The 20,474-nt window shown below is 71.4% G+C and carries 20 protein-coding genes; 14 read left to right on the forward strand and 6 right to left on the reverse strand.

What is annotated here, in order from left to right; translation table 11 throughout:
• Positions 1 to 29 precede the first annotated feature (29 nt).
• Positions 30 to 1,172 (forward strand): glycosyltransferase family 4 protein, encoded by a 1,143-nt coding sequence (locus ACWDGI_RS17610; RefSeq protein WP_450759918.1) that lies wholly within the window; start codon positions 30 to 32, stop codon positions 1,170 to 1,172.
• 132 nt (positions 1,173 to 1,304) lie between these two features.
• Positions 1,305 to 2,939: a GMC oxidoreductase gene (locus ACWDGI_RS17615; protein ID WP_450759920.1), complete on the forward strand. Its 1,635-nt coding sequence runs from the start codon at positions 1,305 to 1,307 to the stop codon at positions 2,937 to 2,939.
• 37 nt (positions 2,940 to 2,976) lie between these two features.
• Here ACWDGI_RS17615 and ACWDGI_RS17620 read toward each other — a convergent pair whose 3' ends face one another.
• Positions 2,977 to 4,773, reverse strand: coding sequence for an AMP-dependent synthetase/ligase (locus tag ACWDGI_RS17620; RefSeq protein ID WP_450759922.1), 1,797 nt, complete (start codon positions 4,771 to 4,773; stop codon positions 2,977 to 2,979).
• A 316-nt stretch (positions 4,774 to 5,089) separates the two neighbouring features.
• Here ACWDGI_RS17620 and ACWDGI_RS17625 point away from each other — a divergent pair, with 316 nt between their 5' ends.
• From ACWDGI_RS17625 to ACWDGI_RS17650, 6 genes are all read left to right on the forward strand, one after another.
• Positions 5,090 to 5,887, forward strand: coding sequence for a metallophosphoesterase family protein (locus ACWDGI_RS17625; RefSeq protein ID WP_450759924.1), 798 nt, complete (start codon positions 5,090 to 5,092; stop codon positions 5,885 to 5,887).
• A 134-nt stretch (positions 5,888 to 6,021) separates the two neighbouring features.
• Entirely contained in the window at positions 6,022 to 6,462 is a 441-nt protein-coding gene (locus tag ACWDGI_RS17630) for an SRPBCC family protein (protein WP_351732362.1), read from the forward strand.
• Between the two features lie 337 nt (positions 6,463 to 6,799).
• Positions 6,800 to 7,954, forward strand: coding sequence for an ArsA family ATPase (locus tag ACWDGI_RS17635; RefSeq protein ID WP_450759926.1), 1,155 nt, complete (start codon positions 6,800 to 6,802; stop codon positions 7,952 to 7,954).
• Positions 7,955 to 8,017: 63 nt separating this feature from the next.
• The gene (locus ACWDGI_RS17640; RefSeq protein ID WP_450759928.1) at positions 8,018 to 8,479 is read left to right on the forward strand and encodes a DUF5304 domain-containing protein; all 462 of its coding nucleotides are present in this window, start codon (positions 8,018 to 8,020) and stop codon (positions 8,477 to 8,479) included.
• A 55-nt stretch (positions 8,480 to 8,534) separates the two neighbouring features.
• Positions 8,535 to 9,488 carry an ROK family glucokinase gene (locus tag ACWDGI_RS17645; RefSeq protein ID WP_360482421.1) on the forward strand — a complete coding sequence of 318 codons (954 nt, stop codon included), beginning with the start codon at positions 8,535 to 8,537 and terminating at the stop codon, positions 9,486 to 9,488.
• A 123-nt stretch (positions 9,489 to 9,611) separates the two neighbouring features.
• Complete coding sequence (locus ACWDGI_RS17650; protein ID WP_450759930.1) at positions 9,612 to 10,358, forward strand: endonuclease/exonuclease/phosphatase family protein; 747 nt, start codon at positions 9,612 to 9,614, stop codon at positions 10,356 to 10,358.
• Between the two features lie 161 nt (positions 10,359 to 10,519).
• Here the strand turns inward: ACWDGI_RS17650 and ACWDGI_RS17655 are convergent, their stop codons facing one another.
• Together ACWDGI_RS17655 and ACWDGI_RS17660 are read right to left on the reverse strand one after the other, a co-directional pair.
• Entirely contained in the window at positions 10,520 to 11,083 is a 564-nt protein-coding gene (locus ACWDGI_RS17655) for a hypothetical protein (RefSeq protein ID WP_450759932.1), read from the reverse strand.
• The gene (locus tag ACWDGI_RS17660) at positions 11,076 to 11,855 is read right to left on the reverse strand and encodes an alpha/beta hydrolase (RefSeq protein ID WP_450759934.1); all 780 of its coding nucleotides are present in this window, start codon (positions 11,853 to 11,855) and stop codon (positions 11,076 to 11,078) included. The genes ACWDGI_RS17655 and ACWDGI_RS17660 overlap by 8 nt, the downstream gene beginning before the upstream one ends.
• Positions 11,856 to 12,035: 180 nt before the next feature.
• On the opposite strand from ACWDGI_RS17660, the gene ACWDGI_RS17665 reads away from it, so the two are divergent.
• From ACWDGI_RS17665 to ACWDGI_RS17680, 4 genes are all read left to right on the forward strand, one after another.
• Entirely contained in the window at positions 12,036 to 12,758 is a 723-nt protein-coding gene (locus ACWDGI_RS17665) for a lysophospholipid acyltransferase family protein (protein WP_450759936.1), read from the forward strand.
• 53 nt (positions 12,759 to 12,811) lie between these two features.
• On the forward strand, positions 12,812 to 14,026 hold the full coding sequence (gene macS / locus ACWDGI_RS17670) for a MacS family sensor histidine kinase (RefSeq protein ID WP_450759938.1): 1,215 nt from the start codon (positions 12,812 to 12,814) through the stop codon (positions 14,024 to 14,026).
• The gene (locus tag ACWDGI_RS17675; protein WP_450759940.1) at positions 14,023 to 14,697 is read left to right on the forward strand and encodes a response regulator; all 675 of its coding nucleotides are present in this window, start codon (positions 14,023 to 14,025) and stop codon (positions 14,695 to 14,697) included. Before macS ends, ACWDGI_RS17675 begins: the two co-directional genes overlap by 4 nt.
• 135 nt (positions 14,698 to 14,832) lie before the next feature.
• Positions 14,833 to 15,861, forward strand: coding sequence for a 6-phosphofructokinase (locus ACWDGI_RS17680; protein WP_450759942.1), 1,029 nt, complete (start codon positions 14,833 to 14,835; stop codon positions 15,859 to 15,861).
• Positions 15,862 to 15,974: 113 nt separating this feature from the next.
• Here the strand turns inward: ACWDGI_RS17680 and ACWDGI_RS17685 are convergent, their stop codons facing one another.
• Together ACWDGI_RS17685 and ACWDGI_RS17690 are read right to left on the reverse strand one after the other, a co-directional pair.
• The gene (locus ACWDGI_RS17685; protein WP_450759944.1) at positions 15,975 to 17,870 is read right to left on the reverse strand and encodes an anthranilate synthase family protein; all 1,896 of its coding nucleotides are present in this window, start codon (positions 17,868 to 17,870) and stop codon (positions 15,975 to 15,977) included.
• Positions 17,871 to 17,967: 97 nt separating this feature from the next.
• Positions 17,968 to 18,024, reverse strand: coding sequence for a trp operon leader peptide (locus ACWDGI_RS17690; protein ID WP_111582571.1), 57 nt, complete (start codon positions 18,022 to 18,024; stop codon positions 17,968 to 17,970).
• A 105-nt stretch (positions 18,025 to 18,129) separates the two neighbouring features.
• Between ACWDGI_RS17690 and ACWDGI_RS17695 the strand changes: the two genes are divergently transcribed.
• Positions 18,130 to 19,482 carry a class II 3-deoxy-7-phosphoheptulonate synthase gene (locus tag ACWDGI_RS17695; protein ID WP_450759946.1) on the forward strand — a complete coding sequence of 451 codons (1,353 nt, stop codon included), beginning with the start codon at positions 18,130 to 18,132 and terminating at the stop codon, positions 19,480 to 19,482.
• 160 nt (positions 19,483 to 19,642) lie between these two features.
• The gene (locus tag ACWDGI_RS17700; RefSeq protein WP_450759948.1) at positions 19,643 to 19,897 is read left to right on the forward strand and encodes a (2Fe-2S)-binding protein; all 255 of its coding nucleotides are present in this window, start codon (positions 19,643 to 19,645) and stop codon (positions 19,895 to 19,897) included.
• A 1-nt stretch (position 19,898) separates the two neighbouring features.
• On the opposite strand, the gene bfr is transcribed toward ACWDGI_RS17700, so the two are convergent.
• Positions 19,899 to 20,381: a bacterioferritin gene (gene bfr, locus ACWDGI_RS17705; RefSeq protein ID WP_362567597.1), complete on the reverse strand. Its 483-nt coding sequence runs from the start codon at positions 20,379 to 20,381 to the stop codon at positions 19,899 to 19,901.
• Positions 20,382 to 20,474 lie beyond the last annotated feature (93 nt).

A 20,474-nucleotide genomic window follows, 5' to 3' on the forward strand; every position in this document is an offset into this window, starting at 1 on the left:
AACACACTGTGCGGGTAAGGTCGGCCGCGATGCACAAGACCCTCATCGTGACGAACGACTTCCCGCCCCGGCCGGGCGGCATCCAGGCCTTTCTGCACAACATGGCCCTGCGGCTGGACCCGGAGCGGCTCGTCGTCTACGCGTCCACGTGGAAGCGGAGCCGGGAGGGCCTCGAGGCCACCGCCGCGTTCGACGCGGAGCAGCCCTTCACCGTCGTACGCGACCGTACGACGATGCTGCTGCCCACGCCGGCGGCGACCCGCACGGCGGTCGGGCTGCTCCGGGAGCACGGGTGCGCCTCCGTGTGGTTCGGGGCGGCGGCTCCGCTCGGGCTGATGGCGCCGGCGCTGCGGAAGGCGGGGGCACAGCGGCTGGTCGCCACCACCCACGGGCACGAGGCGGGCTGGGCCCAGCTGCCCGCCGCCCGGCAGCTGCTCGGGCGGATCGGCGAGGCGACCGACACGATCACGTATCTCGGCGAGTACACCCGCTCGCGGATCGCCCCCGCGCTCGGTCCGGCCGCGGCCGGGCGGATGGTGCAGCTGCCGCCGGGCGTGGACGAGAAGACGTTCCATCCCGGGTCCGGGGGCGCGGAGGTGCGGGCACGGCTGGGCCTGAGCGACCGGCCGGTGGTCGTGTGCGTGTCGCGGCTGGTGCCGCGCAAGGGGCAGGACACGCTGATCCTCGCGATGCCGCTGATCCTGGCCGCCCAGCCGGACGCGGTGCTGCTGGTCGTGGGCGGCGGGCCGTACGAGAAGGAGCTGCGGCGGCTGGCCCGGGAGACGGGGGTCGAGGCGTCGGTGCGGTTCACGGGGGCCGTGCCGTGGGCCGAGCTGCCCGCGCACTACGGCGCCGGTGACGTGTTCGCGATGCCCTGCCGGACCCGGCGGCGCGGGCTGGACGTGGAGGGGCTCGGGATCGTGTACCTGGAGGCCTCGGCCACCGGGTTGCCGGTGGTGGCGGGGGACTCCGGCGGGGCGCCGGACGCGGTGCTCGACGGGGAGACCGGGTGGGTGGTGCGGGGCGGTTCGCCTGAGGAGGCCGCCGAACGGATCGTGGCGCTCCTGGGCGACTCCGAACTGCGTCAGCGGATGGGGGAGCGCGGGCGGCGGTGGGTTGAGGAGAAGTGGCGGTGGGACCTCCTCGCGGAGCGGCTGAAGGCGTTGCTGTAGGGGGCTGGGCCGCGGTTCGTCCGCGGGTGCGTTGTGGCTGGTCGCGCAGTTCCCCGTGCCCCTGTGGGGCGCGTTGTCACTAAGTCTGTCGCAGGCCTAGGCGGAACCGGAAAATCCGCACATGCTGCGCGCATGACAGCAAAACTGATGCAGCGTCAGCTGACTAGACGTCACATCCTGGGCATGATCGCCCTCCAGACCGCCGCCGCGGCCGGTCTCACCCGAGTCGGGCTCCAGTCGGCGCAGGCCGCCGAGGAGGCGGCCGCCGTCGACAACGCGCCCGCGATCGTGGTCGGTTCCGGGTACGGCGGGGCCGTGGCCGCGCTCCGGCTCGGACAGGCCGGCGTGCGGACCCTGATGATCGAGATGGGGCAGCTGTGGAACACGGCCGGCTCCGACGGCAAGGTCTTCTGTTCCACCGCCGCCCCGGACAAGAGATCCATGTGGTTCAAGTCCCGCACGGAGGCGCCGCTCGCCAGCTTCCTCTGGCTGGACGTCGTCAACAAGGACATCACCCCCTATCCCGGCGTCCTGGACCGGGTGCACTACGACAACATGTCCGTGTACGTCGGGCGCGGTGTGGGCGGGGGCTCGCTGGTCAACGGGGGGATGGCGGTCACCCCGCTCCAGTCGTACTTCGCCGAGCAGTTCCCGACCGTGGACGCGAGCGCGATGTACAACACGTACTACCCGCGCGCCCGTTCCATGCTCGGCGTCAACACCGTCGACGCCACCTGGTTCGAGTCGACCGAGTGGTACCGGTTCACCCGGACCTCCAGGAAGGCCGCCGCCAACGCCGGCCTCAAGACCACCTTCGTGCCCAACGTCTACGACTTCGGGTACATGCAGAAGGAAGCCGCCGGCACCGCCACGAAGTCCGCGCTCGCGCAGGAGGTCATCTACGGCAACAACTACGGCAAGAAGAGCCTCGACAAGACCTATCTCGCCGCCGCCCTCGGCACCGGCAACCTCACCATCCACACCATGGAGAAGGTGAAGTCCGTCAGCCGGGCGGCCGACGGCGGCTGGCTGCTCGGCGTCGACCGGATCGACGTGACCGGTGCCGTCGTCGAGACCAAGCAGTACAGCTGCACCTACCTGTTCCTCGGCGGCGGGAGCCTCGGGACCACCGAACTGCTCGTACGGGCCCGCGACACCGGGACGCTGCCCGCGCTCAACGCCAGTGTCGGCGCCGGCTGGAGCACCAACGGCAACACCATGCTCGGGCGCGCCAACCACATCTGGGACACCACCGGGGCCAACCAGGCGACCATGCCGGTGATGGGCATCGACGACTGGGCCAACACCGACAACCCGGTCTTCGCGGAGATCGCCCCGCTGCCCATCGGGTTCGAGACCTGGGTCAGCCTGTACCTGGCGATCACCAAGAACCCGCAACGGGCCTCCTTCACCTACGACGCCGCGAGCGACGGGGTGAAGCTGGGCTGGACCGCGGCCCAGAGCGCGGTCTCGGTCGCCATGGCCAAGAAACTGTTCGACCGGATCAACCTGGCCAACGCCACGATCTACCGGTACGACCTGTTCGGGTCGTCCGGCAAGGTGTTCGCGGACGACTTCTGCTACCACCCGCTGGGCGGCTGCGTGCTGGGCAAGGCGACCGACGACTACGGCCGGGTGAAGGGGTATCCGAAGCTGTACGTCACGGACGGCTCGCTGGTGCCCGGGAACATCGGCGTGAACCCGTTCGTGACCATCACCGCGCTCGCCGAGCGGACGATGGAACGGGTTCTCGCCGAGGACCTGTGAGCGGGGACCCGAGCGGACACCCCGGTCAAGTGCCGCTCTACTTCTGGTAGAGGGCCTCGATCTCGTCCGCGTAGTCCTTCGCCACCACATTGCGCTTGAGCTTCAGGGACGGCGTCAGGTGGCCCGACTCCTCCGAGAACTGGGAGGCCAGAATGCGGAACTTCCGCACCGATTCCGCCTTCGACACCGCGGCGTTGCCGTCGTCGACAGCGTCCTGGACCGCAGCGATCAGGTCCGGGTCGTCACGCAGCGACGCCGCGGTGGAACCCGCCGGCTTTCCGTGCTCGGCCGCCCAGCGGCCCAGGAACTCGTCGTCGATGGTGACCAGCGCGCCCACGAACGGCCGCCCGTCGCCCACCACCATGCACTCCGCGACCAGCGCGTGCGCGCGGATGCGGTCCTCGATCACGGCCGGGGCGACGTTCTTGCCGCCCGCGGTGACGATGATCTCCTTCTTGCGGCCGGTGATCCTGAGGTAGCCGTCCTCGTCCAGGGTGCCGATGTCACCGGTGTGGAACCAGCCGTCGGCCAGCGCCTCGGCCGTCGCGCCGGGGTTGTTCCAGTACTCCCGGAACAGGTGCTCGCCGTGCAGCAGCACCTCGCCGTCGTCCGCGATCCGGATCACCGAGCCGGGCAGCGGCTGGCCGACCGTGCCGATCTTCTGCCGGTCCCAGGGGTTGAACGCGGTCGCGGCACAGGACTCGGTCAGGCCGTAGCCCTCCAGGACCGTGAAGCCGATGCCGCGGAAGAAGTGACCCAGGCGCTCGCCCAGGGGGGCGCCGCCGGAAATCGCGTACTCGCCCCGGCCGCCGAGCACCGCCCGCAGCTTGCTGTAGACGAGCTTGTCGAAGGTCTTGTGCTTGATCTTCAGGCCGAGGGACGCGCCCGACGGCGTGTCCAGCGCCTTGCTGTACGCGATCGCGGTGTCCGCGGCCTTGTCGAAGATCTTGCCCTTGCCGTCCGCCTGCGCCTTGGCCCGCGCCGAGTTGTAGACCTTCTCGAAGACCCGCGGGACGCCGAGGACCAGCGTCGGCCGGAACGCGGCCAGCTCGTCGGTGAGGTTCTTGATGTCCGGGACGCAGCCCAGCTTGATCGGCGCCATCATCGGGGCGATCTGCACGAGCCGGCCGAAGACGTGGGCGAGCGGAAGGAAGAGGAGCACACTGCACTCACCGGTGCGGAACAGCGGGCGCAGGCGCTCCACGATGTTGCCGCACTCGGCGAAGAAGTTGCGGTGGGTGAGGACGCACCCCTTGGGACGGCCCGTCGTCCCCGAGGTGTAGACGATGGTCGCCGGGTCGTCCGCCTTCGCCTGCGAGCTGCGCTCCTCGACGGTCGCGTCCGTGACGCCCTGGCCGAGCCGGCCCAGCTCCTCCAGGCCGCCGGCCTCGATCTGCCAGACCTGCTTGAGGGCCGGCAGCGTCTCGCGCACCGACTCGACGGCGGCCACATGGGTGTCGAGTTCGACGACACAGGCGGTCGCGCCGGAGTCGCTGAGGATCCACTGCACCTGCTCCGGCGAGCTGGTCTCGTACACCGGCACGGTGACCGCGCCCGCGCACCAGATCGCGAAGTCGAGGAGCGTCCACTCGTAGCGGGTGCGGGACATCAGGCCGACCCGGTCGCCCGGCTGCACGCCGGAGGCGATGAGGCCCTTGGCGGCCGTGTGCACCTCGGTCAGGAAGGTCGCGGCGGTCACGTCCTGCCAGACACCGCCGACCTTGCGGGCCATGACGGCGACATCGGGATGCTGCGCGGCGTTTCTGCGGACGATGTCGGTCAGATTGCCGTCCGCGGGGACCTCGTACAAAGCCGGAAGGCTGAACTCGCGCAAGACTGCTGCTCCTCATAGGGCGCCGGCGCCACGACGTTGTGCGATGCGACGGTGCGGTCCAAGGCTCGGGCAGGTACTCAGGGCTTCGCCACGGGCCACATGATCCGTTGGTTGAAATCCTGAGCACGACTGGACTGCCCGGACGTTACCCGTCGGTATGGCTTCTTCGACAGGGGGTCCCGGCGAGATGTTCGGTGCGTCACACAGGTTGGTGTTCCTTCGCGTACGGTAGTCCACGGCTTTAGTGACTGACCAGTAACCCCAGGCCCGGCCACCGCCTGTTCACGTTTGCCGCACAGGCCTACGCTTGATCACCATGGCAGCCACACCCTCCGGCAACCGAACGACCCGTGTCCACGTGGTCAGCGACGTCCACGGCAACGCCCGTGACCTGGCCAGGGCCGGCGACGGCGCCGACGCCCTGATCTGCCTCGGCGACCTGGTCCTCTTCCTCGACTACGCCGACCACTCGCGCGGCATCTTCCCCGACCTGTTCGGCGTCGAGAACGCCGACCGCCTCGTCGAACTCCGCACCGCCCGCCGCTTCGAGGAGGCCCGGGAGCTGGGGGCCCGGCTGTGGAGCGGGATCGGCATGGACCGGGCGACCGCGATCGAGAAGGCGGTGCGCAAGCAGTACGCCGAGATGTTCGCGGCGTTCCCGACCCCGACGTACGCCACCTACGGCAACGTCGACATCCCGCCGCTCTGGCCGGAGTACGCGGGACCGGGCACCACGATCCTCGACGGACAGCGGGTGGAGATCGGCGGCCGGGTCTTCGGCTTCGTGGGCGGCGGGCTGCGGACGCCGATGCGCACCCCCTACGAGGTCTCCGACGAGGAGTACGCGGCCAAGATCGAGGCGCTCGGCGAGGTCGACGTGCTGTGCACGCACATTCCGCCGGAGGTGCCGGAGCTGGTGTACGACACGGTGGCGCGCCGTTTCGAACGGGGCAGCCGGGCGCTGCTCGACGCGATCCGGCGCACCAGGCCGCGTTACTCGCTCTTCGGACATGTCCACCAGCCGCTGGTGAAGCGGATGCGGATCGGGGCCACCGAGTGCGTGAACGTCGGGCACTTCGCCGGTACCGGCCGGCCCTGGGCGCTGGAATGGTGACGACGGCCCCGGACGGGGGTGAAGTCGCCTGGTCGGACGCGCGGTAGCCTTCACGCTGCACACGCGTGCGCACGCTCGCGCACGGAGACCCCTTGTACCGGTCTCACCGGCCCGCATCTGGAGGAGCCACGGCGATGGCGGAACACACCAGCTCGAGCATCACGATCGAGGCGGCCCCGGCCGACGTCATGGCGGTGATCGCCGACTTCGCCCGCTACCCGGACTGGACCGGTGAGGTGAAGGAGGCGGAGGTGCTGAAGACCGACGCGAAGGGCCGGGCCGAGCAGGTCCGCCTCGTCATGGACGCGGGTGCGATCAAGGACGACCAGACGCTGGGCTACACGTGGACCGGTGACAACGAGGTGTCCTGGACGCTGGTGAAGTCCCAGATGCTGCGGTCGCTGGACGGGTCGTACCTGTTGAAGCCGGCGGGCGCGGGGGCGACCGAGGTCACCTACTCGCTGACGGTGGACGTGAAGATCCCGATGCTCGGGATGATCAAGCGCAAGGCCGAGAAGGTCATCATCGACCGGGCGCTGGCGGGGCTGAAGAAGCGGGTGGAGGCGGGCGCGTAGCTTTTCGACCGCCGGTGAGTGGGGGCTGGTCGCACGGTTCGGCCGCGGGCCGGTCGGGGCTGGTCGCGCCCACGCGGCGGAGCCGCACATCGGCACAGCCCCGCTCCCCTTTCGGGGCGCTTCGTCGGCCGCTTCTCTTCAGCCGCGGGCAGTCGTGCCTCCCCCAGTGCCTCAAGGGCCCGGGAGGTGCCCCCAGGCGGCACGGGTGGGCGCTGGGGGTACCCCCTCTGGGGGAGGCACCCTGCAAGCGCCGGTGAGCGACCCCACCCCCACCCCCGCCCCGGCTCCAGCGCCGGGCACCTTCAAGGGAGGCCGACGTCCGTTACGGTTCACCCCCATGCGCACCATCCTGATCACCGGGCCGGGCGGCAGCGGTCGTACGACCGTCGCCGCGGCCACCGCCCTGCGCGCCGCGGCCGAGGGCACCCCCACCCTCGTCCTCGGCGCCGACCGCACGGACACCCTCGGCGCCGCTCTGGGCGCGGCGACAGGACCGGAGCCCACCCGCCTCACCCCCACCCTCACCGCCTGGCGCCCCGACGCCGCCGCCCGCTTCCGCGAGGACCTCACCGACTTCCAGACCCGCGCCGCGGGCGTCCTCGACCTGCTGGGCGCCTCCCGCCTGGACGCCGAGGAGCTCACCCCGCTGCCCGGCGCCGAGGAGCTGTCCCTGCTGCGCGCCCTGCGCGACGCCGCCCTCTCCGAGCGGTACGAGCTGCTCGTCGTGGACCTCCCGCCCGCCCCGCACGCCCTCGCCCTGCTCGCCCTCCCCGAGGAGCTGCGCCGCTACCTGCGCCGGCTGCTGCCGCCCGAGCGGCAGGCGGCCCGCGCCCTGCGCCCGGTCCTCGGCCGGCTGGCCGGCGTCCCCATGCCCGCCGACTGGCTCTACGAGACGGCCGCCCGCTGGGACGTCGAGCTGGCCGCGGTGGAGGCCGTCCTCGCCGACCGCCGCACCGCCGTGCGCCTGGTCGCGGAGCCCGGTCCGGCCGGCGCCGACGCGGTCCGCACCGCCCGCCTCGGCCTCGCCCTGCGCGGCCTGCGCACCGAGGCCCTGGTCGCCAACCGCGTGCTGCCCGAGGACACCCCGCTGCACGGCCTCGTCGCGCAGCAGCGCAAGGCCCTCGACGACTGGGCGGAGACGTTCGACGTCACCCCCGTGCCCCACCTCGGGCACGACCCGCGCGGTACCGAGGACCTCGCGGCTCTCACCGTGCCCGGCGTCAACATCGCGCCCGCACCGGTCGAGTGGCCCGTCGCCGACCGTATCGAGGAGGACGGCGTCCTCGTCTGGCACATCCCGCTGCCCGGTGCGATACGGGACGGCCTCGACCTCGTCCGGCGCGGCGACGAACTCGTGATCACCGTCGGCGGCTTCCGCCGGATCGTCGCGCTCCCGTCGGCCCTGCGCCGCTGCACCGTCGCCGGGGCCGCGCTGCGCGACGGCGAACTGCGGCTGCGCTTCGCGCCGGACCCGGATCTGTGGCCGCGCTGACAGTGAATCCGGTACGCCCGTTCGGGTAACGTCGTAGAGACGAACCGTAGTCAGGAGTCCGTCATGAGCGAAGAGCGCCCCACAGCCGACGCCTCCGAGGCCGCGGACGACGTACGAGTGACCGACGACGACGCCTGGGCCACGGCCTGTGCCGAGGACCTGGAGTCGGAGAAGGCCCGCCGCCGCGCCCAGTACGGCCCCACCCCGGGGTCGGCCGCCGAGGAACTGCGCAAGCTCGTCGACGTCGTCGCCGACAAGCTCTCCGGCATCCAGACCCCGCTCCTCGGGGCGGTCGCCGGGCCCGCCGCCCAGCAGGTGGTCCGGCAGGTCGTGCAGCAGGCGAAGAACGCCGTCGAGCCCGTCATAGAGCGCAACCCCGACGTCTTCGACCACCTGGCCGCGGCCGGCACCGAGCTCCTCGCCGCCTACCGCTCCGCGGTCCAGGCGCAGGAGACCCGCTGGGCCTCCGGCGGCCAGGACAAGGGCGACGACCCCGGCCCCGGCGAACGCATCGACCTCGACTGACATCCCCCTCGGGTACGGTTGGCCGTAGCGGGGCTCGACCGAAACTGAGGGATTCATGGGACTCACCATCGGCGTCGACATCGGCGGCACGAAGATCGCGGCCGGCGTGGTCGATGAGGAAGGCAACATCCTCTCGACCCACAAGGTGCCGACCCCGGGCACGCCCGAGGGCATCGTGGACGCCATTGCTTCCGCCGTAGAGGGTGCGCGCGCCGGGCACGAGATCGTCGGCGTGGGCATCGGTGCCGCCGGCTATGTGAACCGGCAGCGCTCCACGGTCTACTTCGCGCCCAACATCGACTGGCGCCAGGAGCCGTTGAAGGAGAAGGTCGAGGCCCGCGTCGGCCTCCCCGTGGTCGTGGAGAACGACGCCAACGCCGCCGCCTGGGGCGAGTACAAGTTCGGCGCCGGCAAGGGCCACCGCAACGTCATCTGCATCACGCTCGGCACCGGCCTCGGCGGCGGCATCATCATCGGCAACAAGCTGCGCCGCGGGCACTTCGGCGTCGCCGCCGAGTTCGGTCACATCCGCATGGTCCCGGACGGGCTGCTGTGCGGCTGCGGCTCGCAGGGCTGCTGGGAGCAGTACGCCTCCGGCCGCGCCCTCGTCCGCTACGCCAAGCAGCGCGCCAACGCCACCCCCGAGGCGGCCGAGGTCCTGCTCGGCCTCGGCGACGGCAGCCCCGACGGCATCGAGGGCAAGCACATCTCCATGGCCGCCCGCCAGGGCGACCCGGTAGCCGTCGACTCCTACCGCGAGCTCGCCCGCTGGGCCGGCGCCGGCCTCGCCGACCTGGCCTCCCTCTTCGACCCTTCCGCCTTCATCGTCGGCGGCGGCCTCTCCGACGAGGGCGAACTGGTCCTGGACCCGATCCGCAAGTCCTACAAGCGCTGGCTGGTAGGCGGCAACTGGCGCCCGGTGGCCGAGGTCATCGCCGCCCAGCTGGGCAACGAGGCGGGCCTGGTCGGCGCGGCCGACCTCGCGAGGGAGCCCGACCCGATCATGTAAGTGCCGCCCGCGAGTCCCACCTGCTTTTTTGCGGGGGCGCGGGGAACCGCGCGACCAGCCACACACGACCGGCAGTCGCCCACCCACCTCGCGCCCCCACCCGGTGGGCGTACATTGATCCACATGGCGCCGCTCCCCAACTCCCACACAGAGCCCGACGGTTCCGCCGTCATCCGCGTCCTCAGCTACAACATCCGCTCCATGCGGGACGACACCCAGGCCCTGGCCCGTGTCATCAAGGCCTGCGCCCCCGACCTGGTCCTGATCCAGGAAGCCCCCCGGTTCTTCCGCTGGCGCAAGAAGCTCGCCCGCCTGGCCGCCGCCTCCGACCTGGTGATCCTCACCGGCGGGGCGACCGCGGCCGGCCCGGCCGTCCTCTGCGACCTGCGCGCCACCGTGGAGCGCACCGAGGACGTGCTCCTGCCCCTCACCCCCGGCCTGCACCGCCGCGGCCTGGCGACCGCCGTCGTCCGCTTCGGCCGCGCCCGCCTCGGCGTCACCAGCTTCCACCTCAGCCTCCAGCAGGAGGAGCGGTACGAGCAGGGCGGCATGCTGCTCGACCGGGTCGCCGGCATGGACGTGGCGCACGCCATCGCCGGCGGCGACCTGAACGACCGCCCCGACGGCCGCACCTTCCGCCGCCTGGCCGACGCCTTCCAGGACTGCCGTACCACCGCACCCTGGGGCGGCGAGTTCACCTCCGGGTCCACCGACCCCCACCAGCGCATCGACGCGATCTTCGCGACGAAGGGCATCGAGGTGCTCGGCTGCGGGGTGCCCCTGGAGCAGCCGGGCGTGACCGACGCCGACCTCGCCAGGGCGACGGACCACTTGCCCGTCCTGGCCGCGCTTCGGGTGCCCGCGGCCTGAACCGGAGCCGCCGGACGGAGTCCGGCGCAGCCGCCCGAAGCCTGCGAGGCCCCCGGGCCGAGCCACGCGAGGGCGGCGTCGGGAGGCTCTGCCCATCTGCCGGTCCTGGCCGCCCTCACCCATCCCGGCGTCCTAGCAGGGAGCCGCGGTCGCGGTGAGTCTCAGACCACGGCGCCGCGCCCCGGGTCCTCGTCCTCGTCGTCGTCCGTCTTCATCCGGGTCACCAGGGTGACGAAGCCGCCGAGGAACCCGCCGATCCCCAGCGTCGCCAGCCACCAGGTCATGTCCCAGCCGAGCAGCACAGCGAGCAGGAGCAGGATCGGACCGCCCACCACGCCCAGCCAGGCGAACCTGGCGGTCGTGTCGGAGTCCGGCAGCGGCGGCGGCTCGGGCGGCACGAAGTGCCCCTCGTCGTCATCGTCGAAGTCGTCCTCGGACGGCTCCGGCGCCGTGTAGTCCCGCGGGCCCACCCCGGGCGCGAAGGAGATGGAACTGCCCAGGGGCTGCGCGGGCCGCTGTTCCTCGGCCGCCGCGGGTTCGGCGGCGTCCTCCTCCATGGCCGGCAGCGCCAGGTCCTCCACCGGCTTGTAGGGCGAGGCGCCCGGCGGGTCCGGCGGCTCCTCGCCGTACCCCGCGACGATCGCCGCCCAGGCGGCTGCCTCGTCGAAGGGCACCCCCTTCTCGTCCGGCTCGCGGTCCTCGCGGTCGGAGTCGTGCTCAGCCAACTGCGGCCGTCCCTTCCTTGCCGACACTGGGTGCGAGCCGGCCGATGAAGGCGAGGCTCTCCTCGAAGATCCGGTCCGCATCGTGGTCCAACGTCGCCACGTGGTAACTCTGTTCCAGCACTACCTCGGTTACGTCCGTGGAGGACACCCGGCTCAGGATCCGGGCCGAATCCACCGCCGGGACCACATGGTCCCGGGTGCTGCGCAGCAGCAGCAGCGGCTGGGTCACCTGCGGAAGCTCGCCGTCCACCCGGCGGAAGAAGTTCCGCAGCGAGTGCGCGGCATGCAGCGGCACCCGGTCGTACCCCACCTCGGCGGAGCCCGGCTTGGCGATGTCACTGGCGATGCCCGGCGTCGTGCGGACGAGGTGCCGGGCCACCGGAAGGGCGTACGCGGACAGGCCGTGCACCTTGTTCGCCGGGTTGACGATCACCACGCCGTCCACACCCGTCCCGTTCTTGGCGGCGAGCCGCAGCGCCAGGGCGCCGCCCATGGACAGGCCCGCCACGAACACCTGGGAGCAGCGCTCGCGCAGCAGCCGCAGCTCGCGGTCCACCTCCGCGTACCAGTCCTGCCAGCCGGTGACCTGCATGTCCTCCCAGCGGGTGCCGTGCCCGGGCAGCAGGGGCAGGGCCACGGTGAGGCCGTGTGCCGCGTGGTGCTCCGCCCAGGGGCGCAGCGACTGGGGCGAGCCGGTGAAACCGTGGCAGAGCAGGACACCGACCTCCCCGCCGTCATGGCGGTACGGCTCGGCTCCAGGGAGAACCGGCACCTTCGGTCTCCAATTCATGAGAGGGGGCAGGAACTGAGAGAGGCCCGAACGACGACTTCGGATGTCCTTCACCGTACGCGACGGCACTGACACCGACCAGGGTCGTCGGGGCCATTCCCGGCGCTGCGGGTTAAGGTCTCATCGACGGAAACGGGAGGCACTCGGTTGTTGTACGGCGCGATGAAGGTCGCTATCGGGGGACCGCTGAAGGTCACCTTCAGGCCCTGGGTGGAGGGCCTGGAGAACGTCCCGGCCGAGGGCCCGGCGATCCTGGCGAGTAACCACCTGTCCTTCTCGGACTCGTTCTTCCTGCCCGCGGTGCTGGACCGCAAGGTCACCTTCATCGCGAAGGCCGAGTACTTCACCACGCCCGGCGTGAAGGGCCGCCTCACGGCCGCCTTCTTCAAGGGCGTCGGCCAGCTCCCGGTGGACCGCTCCGGCGGGCGCGGCGCCGGTGAGGCGGCGGTGCGGAGCGGCATGGACGTACTGGAGCGCGGCGAGCTGTTCGGCATCTACCCGGAGGGCACCCGCTCGCCGGACGGCCGGCTCTACCGGGGCAAGCCCGGCGGCCTCGCGCGCGTGGCGCTCGCGACGGGCGCCCCGGTCGTCCCGGTCGCCATGATCGACACGGAGAAGATCCAGCCGCCGGGGCAGGTGATGCCCAAGCTGATGCGGCCGGGCATCCGGATCGGCAAGCCGCTGGACTTCAGCCGTTACCAGGGCATGGAGCACGACCGGTTCGTGCTGCGCGCGGTGACCGACGAGGTCATGTACGAGATCATGAAGCTCTCCGGCCAGGAGTACGTCGACATCTACGCGACCGCTGCCAAGCGGCAGATCGCGGAGGCCGCCAAGGCCGAGAAGGAGGCGGCGAGGGCCGAGAAGAAGGCCGCCGAGTCCTAGACCGGCGGCAAGGGGGACCGGAGGGACCGGGGGACCGGGGGGGACTGGGGGAGATGACAAAGCGGGAACGCGTCATACGGATGTCGGTCGAGCTGCCCCTGTGGCGTGCCCTCACCGGCTACCGCGTGCTGACCCTGCTGTACGCGATCGGCCTGTTCGCGTCCGCCTACGACGAGTACGACCGCGCGGGTGTCGCGATCGCCTACTACGCCGTCCTGACCGTCTGGACGCTGGCGACCCTGCCCCGCGTGCAGAGCGCGGCGGCCTGCACCAAGCGCTTCCTCGCCGTCGACCTGGCGATCGCGCTCACCGGCATCGTGCTGACCCCCTGGGTGGTCACCCAGACGCACATCGACCGCGGCGGCCCGACCCTGCCGTCGATATGGACCGCCGGCTCGGTCCTCGCCTACGCCCTCAAGGGCGGCTGGCGCTGGGCCGCGTTCGCCTCCACACCGGTCGCGGCCGCCAACATGGTCGAGCGCGGCCACCCGGCCCGCGACACCGTCCACAACGTGATCCTGGTCTGGGTCGCCTCCATCGCCATCGGGTACGTCGTCGAGGTGGCCCGCGCCTCCGAGCGCACCCTGGCCCGCGCCCTGGAGATCGAGGCGGCGACCCGGGAGCGGGAGCGGCTCGCCCGGGACATCCACGACAGCGTGCTCCAGGTGCTGGCGATGGTGCAGCGGCGCGGCGCGGTCCTCGGCGGCGAGGCGGCCGCACTGGGCCGGATGGCGGGGGAGCAGGAGGTGGCGCTGCGCACCCTGGTCTCCGGCGGTCTGGTGCCGCTCTCCCGGGCCTCCGAGGACGCGGCCCAGGGTGCGGTCGTACGCCTCGTCGAGGAGCCGGACGACGCCGGTCCCGTCGACCTGCGCGCGCTGCTCGCGCCGTACGCCGGAGCACGGGTGAGCCTGGCCGAGCCCGGGGCGCCGGTGGAGCTGCCGCCGGGTGCGGCGCGCGAGCTGGCGGCCGCCGTCGGTGCCGCCCTGGACAATGTGCGCAGTCACGCGGGGGACGGGGCGCGGGCCTGGATCCTGGTCGAGGACGAGCCCGGCGAGATCGTGGTGACCGTACGGGACGACGGCCCCGGCATCCCGGAGGGCCGGCTCGCCCAGGCCGAGGGGGAGGGGCGGCTCGGGGTGGCCCAGTCGATCCGGGGGCGGCTGCGCGACCTCGGCGGCAGCGCCGAGCTGTTCTCGACTCCCGGGCAGGGCACGGAAGTAGAGCTGAAGGTACCGAAGGTCTCCCTGGGGAAGGCGGAGCGGCGATGAGCATCAGGGTCATGGTGGTCGACGACCACCCCATGTGGCGCGACGCGGTCGCCCGGGATCTGGCCGAGTCCGGTTTCGAGGTGGTCGCCACCGCGGGGGACGGCGAGCAGGCGGTGCGCCGCGCCAAGGCGGCCGCGCCCGACGTCCTCGTCCTGGACCTCAACCTGCCCGCCAAGCCCGGCGTCCAGGTCTGCAAGGAACTCGTCGGCCACAACCCGGCGTTGCGTGTGCTGGTGCTCTCGGCGAGCGGGGAGCACGCCGACGTGCTGGAGGCGGTGAAGTCCGGCGCGACCGGCTACCTCCTGAAGTCGGCCTCGACCGAGGAACTGCTGGACGCGGTCCGCCGAACCGCCGTCGGTGACCCGGTGTTCACGCCGGGCCTCGCCGGTCTGGTGCTCGGCGAGTACCGCCGGCTGGCCTCCGAGCCGGTGCCGGCCGCGGACGCCGGTGGTCCCGACGCGCCCCGGCTCACCGACCGCGAGACCGAGGTGCTGCGGCTGGTCGCCAAGGGCCTGAGCTACAAGCAGATCGCCGAGCGGCTGGTCATCTCGCACCGCACGGTCCAGAACCACGTCCAGAACACCCTCGGCAAGCTCCAGTTGCACAACAGGGTGGAGCTGGTCCGATACGCCATAGAGCGCGGCCTCGACGACGGTCCGGAAGGCGGCTGATCTGATCTTCGCGGCCCGGACGTAAACCAACCGCCCGACAATTCACCGGAATTGCCCTTCCGCGCCCATCCCTGTGTGAGCTGGATCACCATTAGCGTGAGTCCCACCAGGCAACCGCGGCGAAGGGACATTTCCATGCGGGTCGGAGTACTGACCGGAGGCGGCGACTGCCCCGGGCTCAACGCCGTCATCCGGGGCATCGTCCGCAAGGGCGTGCAGGAGTACGGCTATGACTTCGTCGGCTTCCGGGACGGCTGGCGCGGACCCCTCGAGGGCGACACCGTCCGCCTCGACATCCCCGCCGTGCGCGGCATCCTGCCCCGCGGCGGCACCATCCTCGGCTCCTCGCGGACCAACCCGCTGAAGCAGGAGGACGGCATCCGGCGGATCAAGGACAACCTCGCCAAGCTGGAGGTCGAGGCGCTCATCGCGATCGGCGGCGAGGACACCCTCGGCGTCGCCGCCCGCCTCACCGACGAGTACGGCGTGCCTGTCGTCGGCGTACCGAAGACCATCGACAACGACCTGTCCGCCACCGACTACACCTTCGGCTTCGACACCGCGGTCGGCATCGCCACCGAGGCCATCGACCGGCTGCACACCACCGCCGAGTCCCACATGCGGGTCCTGGTCTGCGAGGTGATGGGCCGGCACGCCGGCTGGATCGCCATCCACTCCGGCCTCGCCGGCGGCGCCAACGTCATCCTCATCCCCGAGCAGCGCTTCGACGTCGACCAGGTGTGCGCCTGGGTCACCTCCCGCTTCAAGGCGTCGTACGCCCCGATCGTGGTCGTCGCCGAGGGCGCCATGCCGAAGGACGGCGAGATGGTGCTCAAGGACGGGTCGCTGGACTCCTTCGGGCACGTCCGGCTGTCCGGGGTCGGCGAGTGGCTGGCCAAGGAGATCGAGAAGCGCACCGGCAAGGAGGCCAGGACCACCGTCCTCGGGCACATCCAGCGCGGCGGTACGCCCAGCGCCTTCGACCGCTGGCTGGCCACCCGCTTCGGCCTGCACGCCATCGACGCCGTCCGCGACGGCGACTTCGGCAAGATGGTCGCGCTGCGCGGCACCGACATCGTCCGGGTGCCGATCGCGGAGGCCACGGCCCGGCTGAAGACCGTCGACCCGAAGCTGTACGAAGAGGTCGGCGTGTTCTTCGGCTGACCGCCGGATCCCGTTCCCCACGCACCTCGTGGTACGGCCGTCCGCGTGCCGTCACGGTCACCGTGACGGCACGCGTTCTTTCTGGGCGGACCCTGTGGTTTGGACGTCCTGGACTACCGGGCCGGCCGCCGCTCGGAGAACGTGCCGGTGCCGCGCACCTGGCCGATCAGCTCCCGCACCACGGCGGCGCCGTTCAGCGTGAGCACCGACTCGGGGTGGAACTGCACCCCGGCGAACCCCGGCCCCCGTACGGCGTGCACCTCGTCGTTGGCCGCCCGGCTCACCTCCACGCCGTGCGCCGCCAGCTCCCGCGCGGTGTCCTCCTCGCAGCGGGCCACGAAGCTGTTGTAGAAGCCGACCGTCTCCGGGCGCCCGAACAGGTCCACGGTCGTCTGCGCCCCCTGGTAGGGCACCTCCTTCCGTACGATGTCCAGGCCCAGCTCGGCCGCGATCAGCTCGTGTCCCAGGCAGACGCCCAGCACCCCGTGCCGGTGCTCCCGGATCACGGTCGCCGTGAGCTCCCGCAGGAACCGCATCTTCGGATCGTCCAGGTCGGACGGGTCACCGGGACCCGGGCCCAGCACCACCGGCCCCTCGTGGGCGAGCACCGCCGCCCGCAGCCCGGGCTCGTCGTAGCGCCGGACGGTGACGTCGAGCCCGGCCGCCCGCAGCACGTGCGCGAGCATCGCGGTGAAGGTGTCCTCGGCGTCCACCACCAGCGCGTGTCCGGCCAGCTCCCCGGTCCGCTCCTGCATCCGCAGCCAGAACGGCGCCAGCGCGGCCCGGCGCCCGTCCAGCGCGGCCCGCACCCGGGGGTCGTCGGCCAGCCGGGGCCGCGTCCCCTCGGTACGCGGTCGTGCCGGCCGTACCCCGAGAGCCGCGAGGACCCCCGCCGCCTTCGCGTGCGTCTCCGCGACCTCGCCCGCCGGGTCCGAGCCGCGCACCAGCGTGGCGCCGACCGGGACCCGCAGCAGGCCCTCCGAGGAGATGTCCGCGGTGCGGATCAGGATGGGGGAGTCCAGGGTCTGGGCGCCGCCGGAGTCCCGGCCGAGCAGGGCCAGCGCACCCGCGTAGTAGCCACGCCCGACCCCGTCCTGCCCGAGGGGCTCGTAGCGCTCGATCACCCGGCAGGCGTTCTGCACCGGCGAGCCCGTGACGGTCGCCGCGAACATGGTCTCCTTCAGGACCTCCCGCACATCCAGCGAGGACCGGCCGCGCAGCTCGTACTCCGTGTGCGCGAGGTGGGCCATCTCCTTGAGCCGGGGCCCGACCACCACGCCCCCCATGTCACCCACCGTGCACATCATCTTGAGCTCCTCGTCGACGACCATCGACAGCTCCTCGATCTCCTTGCCGTCGGCGAGGAAGCCGAGCAGGTGGTCCGGAGTGGGCCCCTCGGCCGGATAGCGGTACGTCCCGCTGATCGGGTTCATGACCACCGTGCCGCCGGACATCCGGACGTGCACCTCAGGACTGGCGCCGACCAGGGTCCGGTCCCCGGTGTGCACCACGAACGTCCAGTACGCGCCCCGCTCGCCCTCCAGGAGCCGCCGGAACAGCGCGAGCGCGTCGGCCCGGCCGAAGCCCGGGATCCGGCCCCGGTAGGTCCGCCGGATCACGAAGTTCGCGCCCTCGCCCCGGCCGATCTCCTCCCGCAGCACCCGGCCGACGATCTCCCCGTACTCCTCGTCGTCGACGTCGAAGCCCCCGTCCTCGACCCGCACCGCGTGCCCGGGCAGCTGGGCCAGGGCGTCCGCCAGCGGCAGGGTGTGGGTCTCCTCGGGGGTGAGGACCAGCAGGGGCGTGCCGTCGTCGCGGACGTCGAAGCCGCGCTCGCGGATCTGGCGGAAGGGCACCAGGGCGAGCCCCTCCTCGGGCAGTGCGGCCAGCCGGTCACGCGCGGTGACCGGGCCGAGCAGCACCTCCACCGTGCTCTCGTCATGGCCGGGGGCACGGCGGCGGAGCAGGGCGAACGGGCGGTCGTCGTGGAGCAGCTGGGTCAGGTCCATGAGTCCTCTGCGGTCCCTTGCAGGTGGAGAGGAACGGCCCCGGAAACGCCGAAGGCCGCCCCTCGGGCGGCCTTCGCGAAGTCTTGCGTACGCGCAGTCAGTGGGCCGCCGGAGAAGCGGTCCACCACCAGTTCTGGTTCGAAAGCGCGAACATGCGGAAACCCTACCGCACCCCGCACTCCGTCCACAGGGCAATCACTCCGTCTCACCAGTCGAGCCAGGGAAAAAACAGTCGACACGACCCCGTAATGTTTACGGTGTGACCGTGAACGCTAAGACCGGCCCGAGCGCCGGCAACACCTGGCGAGACCTGCCCGCGGCGCAGCAGCCCGAGTACCCCGACCCCGAGGCTCTGCGCGCAGTCGTTGCGGAGCTGGAGTCGTATCCGCCGCTCGTCTTCGCGGGCGAGTGCGACCAGCTGCGCGCCCGGATGGCGGCGGTCGCCAAGGGAGAGGCGTTCCTCCTCCAGGGCGGCGACTGCGCCGAGGCCTTCGACGCGGTGTCGGCCGACCACATCCGCAACAAGCTCAAGACCCTCCTCCAGATGGGCGCCGTGCTGACGTACGCCGCGTCCGTCCCGGTGGTGAAGGTGGGCCGGATCGCCGGCCAGTACAGCAAGCCGCGCTCCAAGTCGACCGAGACCCGTGACGGGGTGACGCTGCCGACCTACCGGGGCGACTCCGTCAACGGCTTCGCGTTCGACGAGGCCTCCCGCGTCCCGGACCCCGAGCGGCTGAAGCGGATGTACAACGCGTCCGCCTCCACGCTGAACCTGGTGCGTGCCTTCACCACCGGCGGTTACGCGGACCTGCGCCAGGTGCACGCCTGGAACCAGGACTTCGTGAAGTCCTCCCCGTCGGGCCAGCGCTACGAGCAGCTCGCCCGCGAGATCGACAACGCGCTGAACTTCATGCGGGCCTGCGGCGCGGAGCCCGAGGAGTTCAAGACGGTCGAGTTCTTCTCCTCGCACGAGGCGCTGCTGCTGGACTACGAGTCCGCCCTGACCAGGGTCGACTCCCGCACCGGCAAGCTGTACGACGTCTCGGCGCACATGGTGTGGATCGGTGAGCGCACCCGGCAGCTGGACGGCGCGCACATCGAGTTCGCCTCGAAGATCCGCAACCCGATCGGCCTCAAGCTCGGCCCGACGACGACGGCCGAGGACGCGCTGAAGTACATCGACCGCCTCGACCCGGACCGCGAGCCGGGCCGGCTGACCTTCGTCGTCCGGATGGGCGCCGACAAGGTCCGCGACAAGCTTCCCGAGCTGGTCGAGAAGGTCACCGCCTCGGGCGCCACCGTCGCCTGGATCACCGACCCGATGCACGGCAACACGTACGAGGCGGCCTCCGGCCACAAGACCCGCCGCTTCGACGACGTGCTCGACGAGGTCAAGGGCTTCTTCGAGGTCCACAAGACGCTCGGCACCCACCCGGGCGGCATCCATGTCGAGCTCACCGGTGACGACGTCACCGAGTGCGTGGGCGGCGGCGACGAGATCTTCGTCGACGACCTGCACCAGCGTTACGAGACGGCCTGTGACCCGCGCCTGAACCGCAGCCAGTCCCTCGACCTGGCGTTCCTGGTCGCGGAGATGTACCGCGACCAGTAGGCGGCCTCGCGGGGAGTCTCGCGGGAAGTGGGGCGCGGATCACATGCGATCCGCGCCCCACTCCACTTTTGCACTCGCCGGGTGATGGGTAAGGTTAGGTTTGCCTCACCGACCAATCGGGACGGCACCACTGATCGATCCCGGCGGGAGGTGAATCCGCGTGTACGTCTGCAGCTGTTTCGGGGTGACCGAAGCGCAGGTCAAGCAGCACGCGGAGGACGGGGCCTGCACCCCTCGCCAGATAGCGTCCGCCTGCAAGGCGGGCACGGACTGCGGTTCGTGCGTCCGTCGCATCCAGGCGATTCTCGGCCGGGGCGCCTGCCCCCGCCGTGAGCTGGCCGACCAGGGCCGCCCGGTGCTCTCCACCGATCTCCCGGATCTCTCGGAGTACGACGCGCTCGACGAAGCCGCGTGACTCAGCTGCTCTCGGGCTGCTCGATGATCTGCGAGATGTAGAGCGCCTCGCCGAGCTTCTCCACCAGGTCCAGCTGGGTGTCGAGGTAGTCGATGTGGTGCTCCTCGTCCTCCAGGATGGACTCGAAGATGTTCGCGGACGTGATGTCGCCCTTCTCGCGCATCACCTTGATCCCGCGCTTGAGGCGGTCGATGGCCTCCACCTCGACCTGCTTGTCCGCCTCGAACATCTCCTTGACGGTCTGCCCCACCCGCACGTGGAAGAGCCGCTGGTAGTTGGGCAGCCCCTCCAGGAACAGAATCCGGTCGGTGAGCACCTCGGCGTGCTTCATCTCGTCGAACGACTCGTGCCGGGTGTACTTCGCGAGCTTGTACCAGCCGAAGTTCTCCTGCATCTTCGCGTGCAGGAAGTACTGGTTGATCGCGGTGAGCTCACCCGTGAGCTGCTCGTTGAGGAATTCGATGACCTCGGGGTCGCCCTGCATCGCAGAGGCTCCTTCCGCATGGGTACGTGGGGGACGCACTGGGTGTGTGCGGCGCATGATTGCACCGGCACGGAAGATCGTCCAGTAAGTGCG

The sequence above is a fragment of the Streptomyces sp. NPDC001220 genome, from assembly GCF_053597895.1.

Coding starts and splice junctions, on each gene's coding strand:
- ACWDGI_RS17610 (WP_450759918.1), top strand. CDS start 30: ATGCACAAGACCCTCATCGTGACGAACGACTTCCCGCCCCGGCCGGGC.
- ACWDGI_RS17615 (WP_450759920.1), top strand. CDS start 1,305: ATGACAGCAAAACTGATGCAGCGTCAGCTGACTAGACGTCACATCCTG.
- ACWDGI_RS17625 (WP_450759924.1), top strand. CDS start 5,090: ATGGCAGCCACACCCTCCGGCAACCGAACGACCCGTGTCCACGTGGTC.
- ACWDGI_RS17630 (WP_351732362.1), top strand. CDS start 6,022: ATGGCGGAACACACCAGCTCGAGCATCACGATCGAGGCGGCCCCGGCC.
- ACWDGI_RS17635 (WP_450759926.1), top strand. CDS start 6,800: ATGCGCACCATCCTGATCACCGGGCCGGGCGGCAGCGGTCGTACGACC.
- ACWDGI_RS17640 (WP_450759928.1), top strand. CDS start 8,018: ATGAGCGAAGAGCGCCCCACAGCCGACGCCTCCGAGGCCGCGGACGAC.
- ACWDGI_RS17645 (WP_360482421.1), top strand. CDS start 8,535: ATGGGACTCACCATCGGCGTCGACATCGGCGGCACGAAGATCGCGGCC.
- ACWDGI_RS17650 (WP_450759930.1), top strand. CDS start 9,612: ATGGCGCCGCTCCCCAACTCCCACACAGAGCCCGACGGTTCCGCCGTC.
- ACWDGI_RS17665 (WP_450759936.1), top strand. CDS start 12,036: ATGAAGGTCGCTATCGGGGGACCGCTGAAGGTCACCTTCAGGCCCTGG.
- macS (WP_450759938.1), top strand. CDS start 12,812: ATGACAAAGCGGGAACGCGTCATACGGATGTCGGTCGAGCTGCCCCTG.
- ACWDGI_RS17675 (WP_450759940.1), top strand. CDS start 14,023: ATGAGCATCAGGGTCATGGTGGTCGACGACCACCCCATGTGGCGCGAC.
- ACWDGI_RS17680 (WP_450759942.1), top strand. CDS start 14,833: ATGCGGGTCGGAGTACTGACCGGAGGCGGCGACTGCCCCGGGCTCAAC.
- ACWDGI_RS17685 (WP_450759944.1), bottom strand. CDS start 17,870: ATGGACCTGACCCAGCTGCTCCACGACGACCGCCCGTTCGCCCTGCTC.
- bfr (WP_362567597.1), bottom strand. CDS start 20,381: ATGCAGGGCGACCCCGAGGTCATCGAATTCCTCAACGAGCAGCTCACG.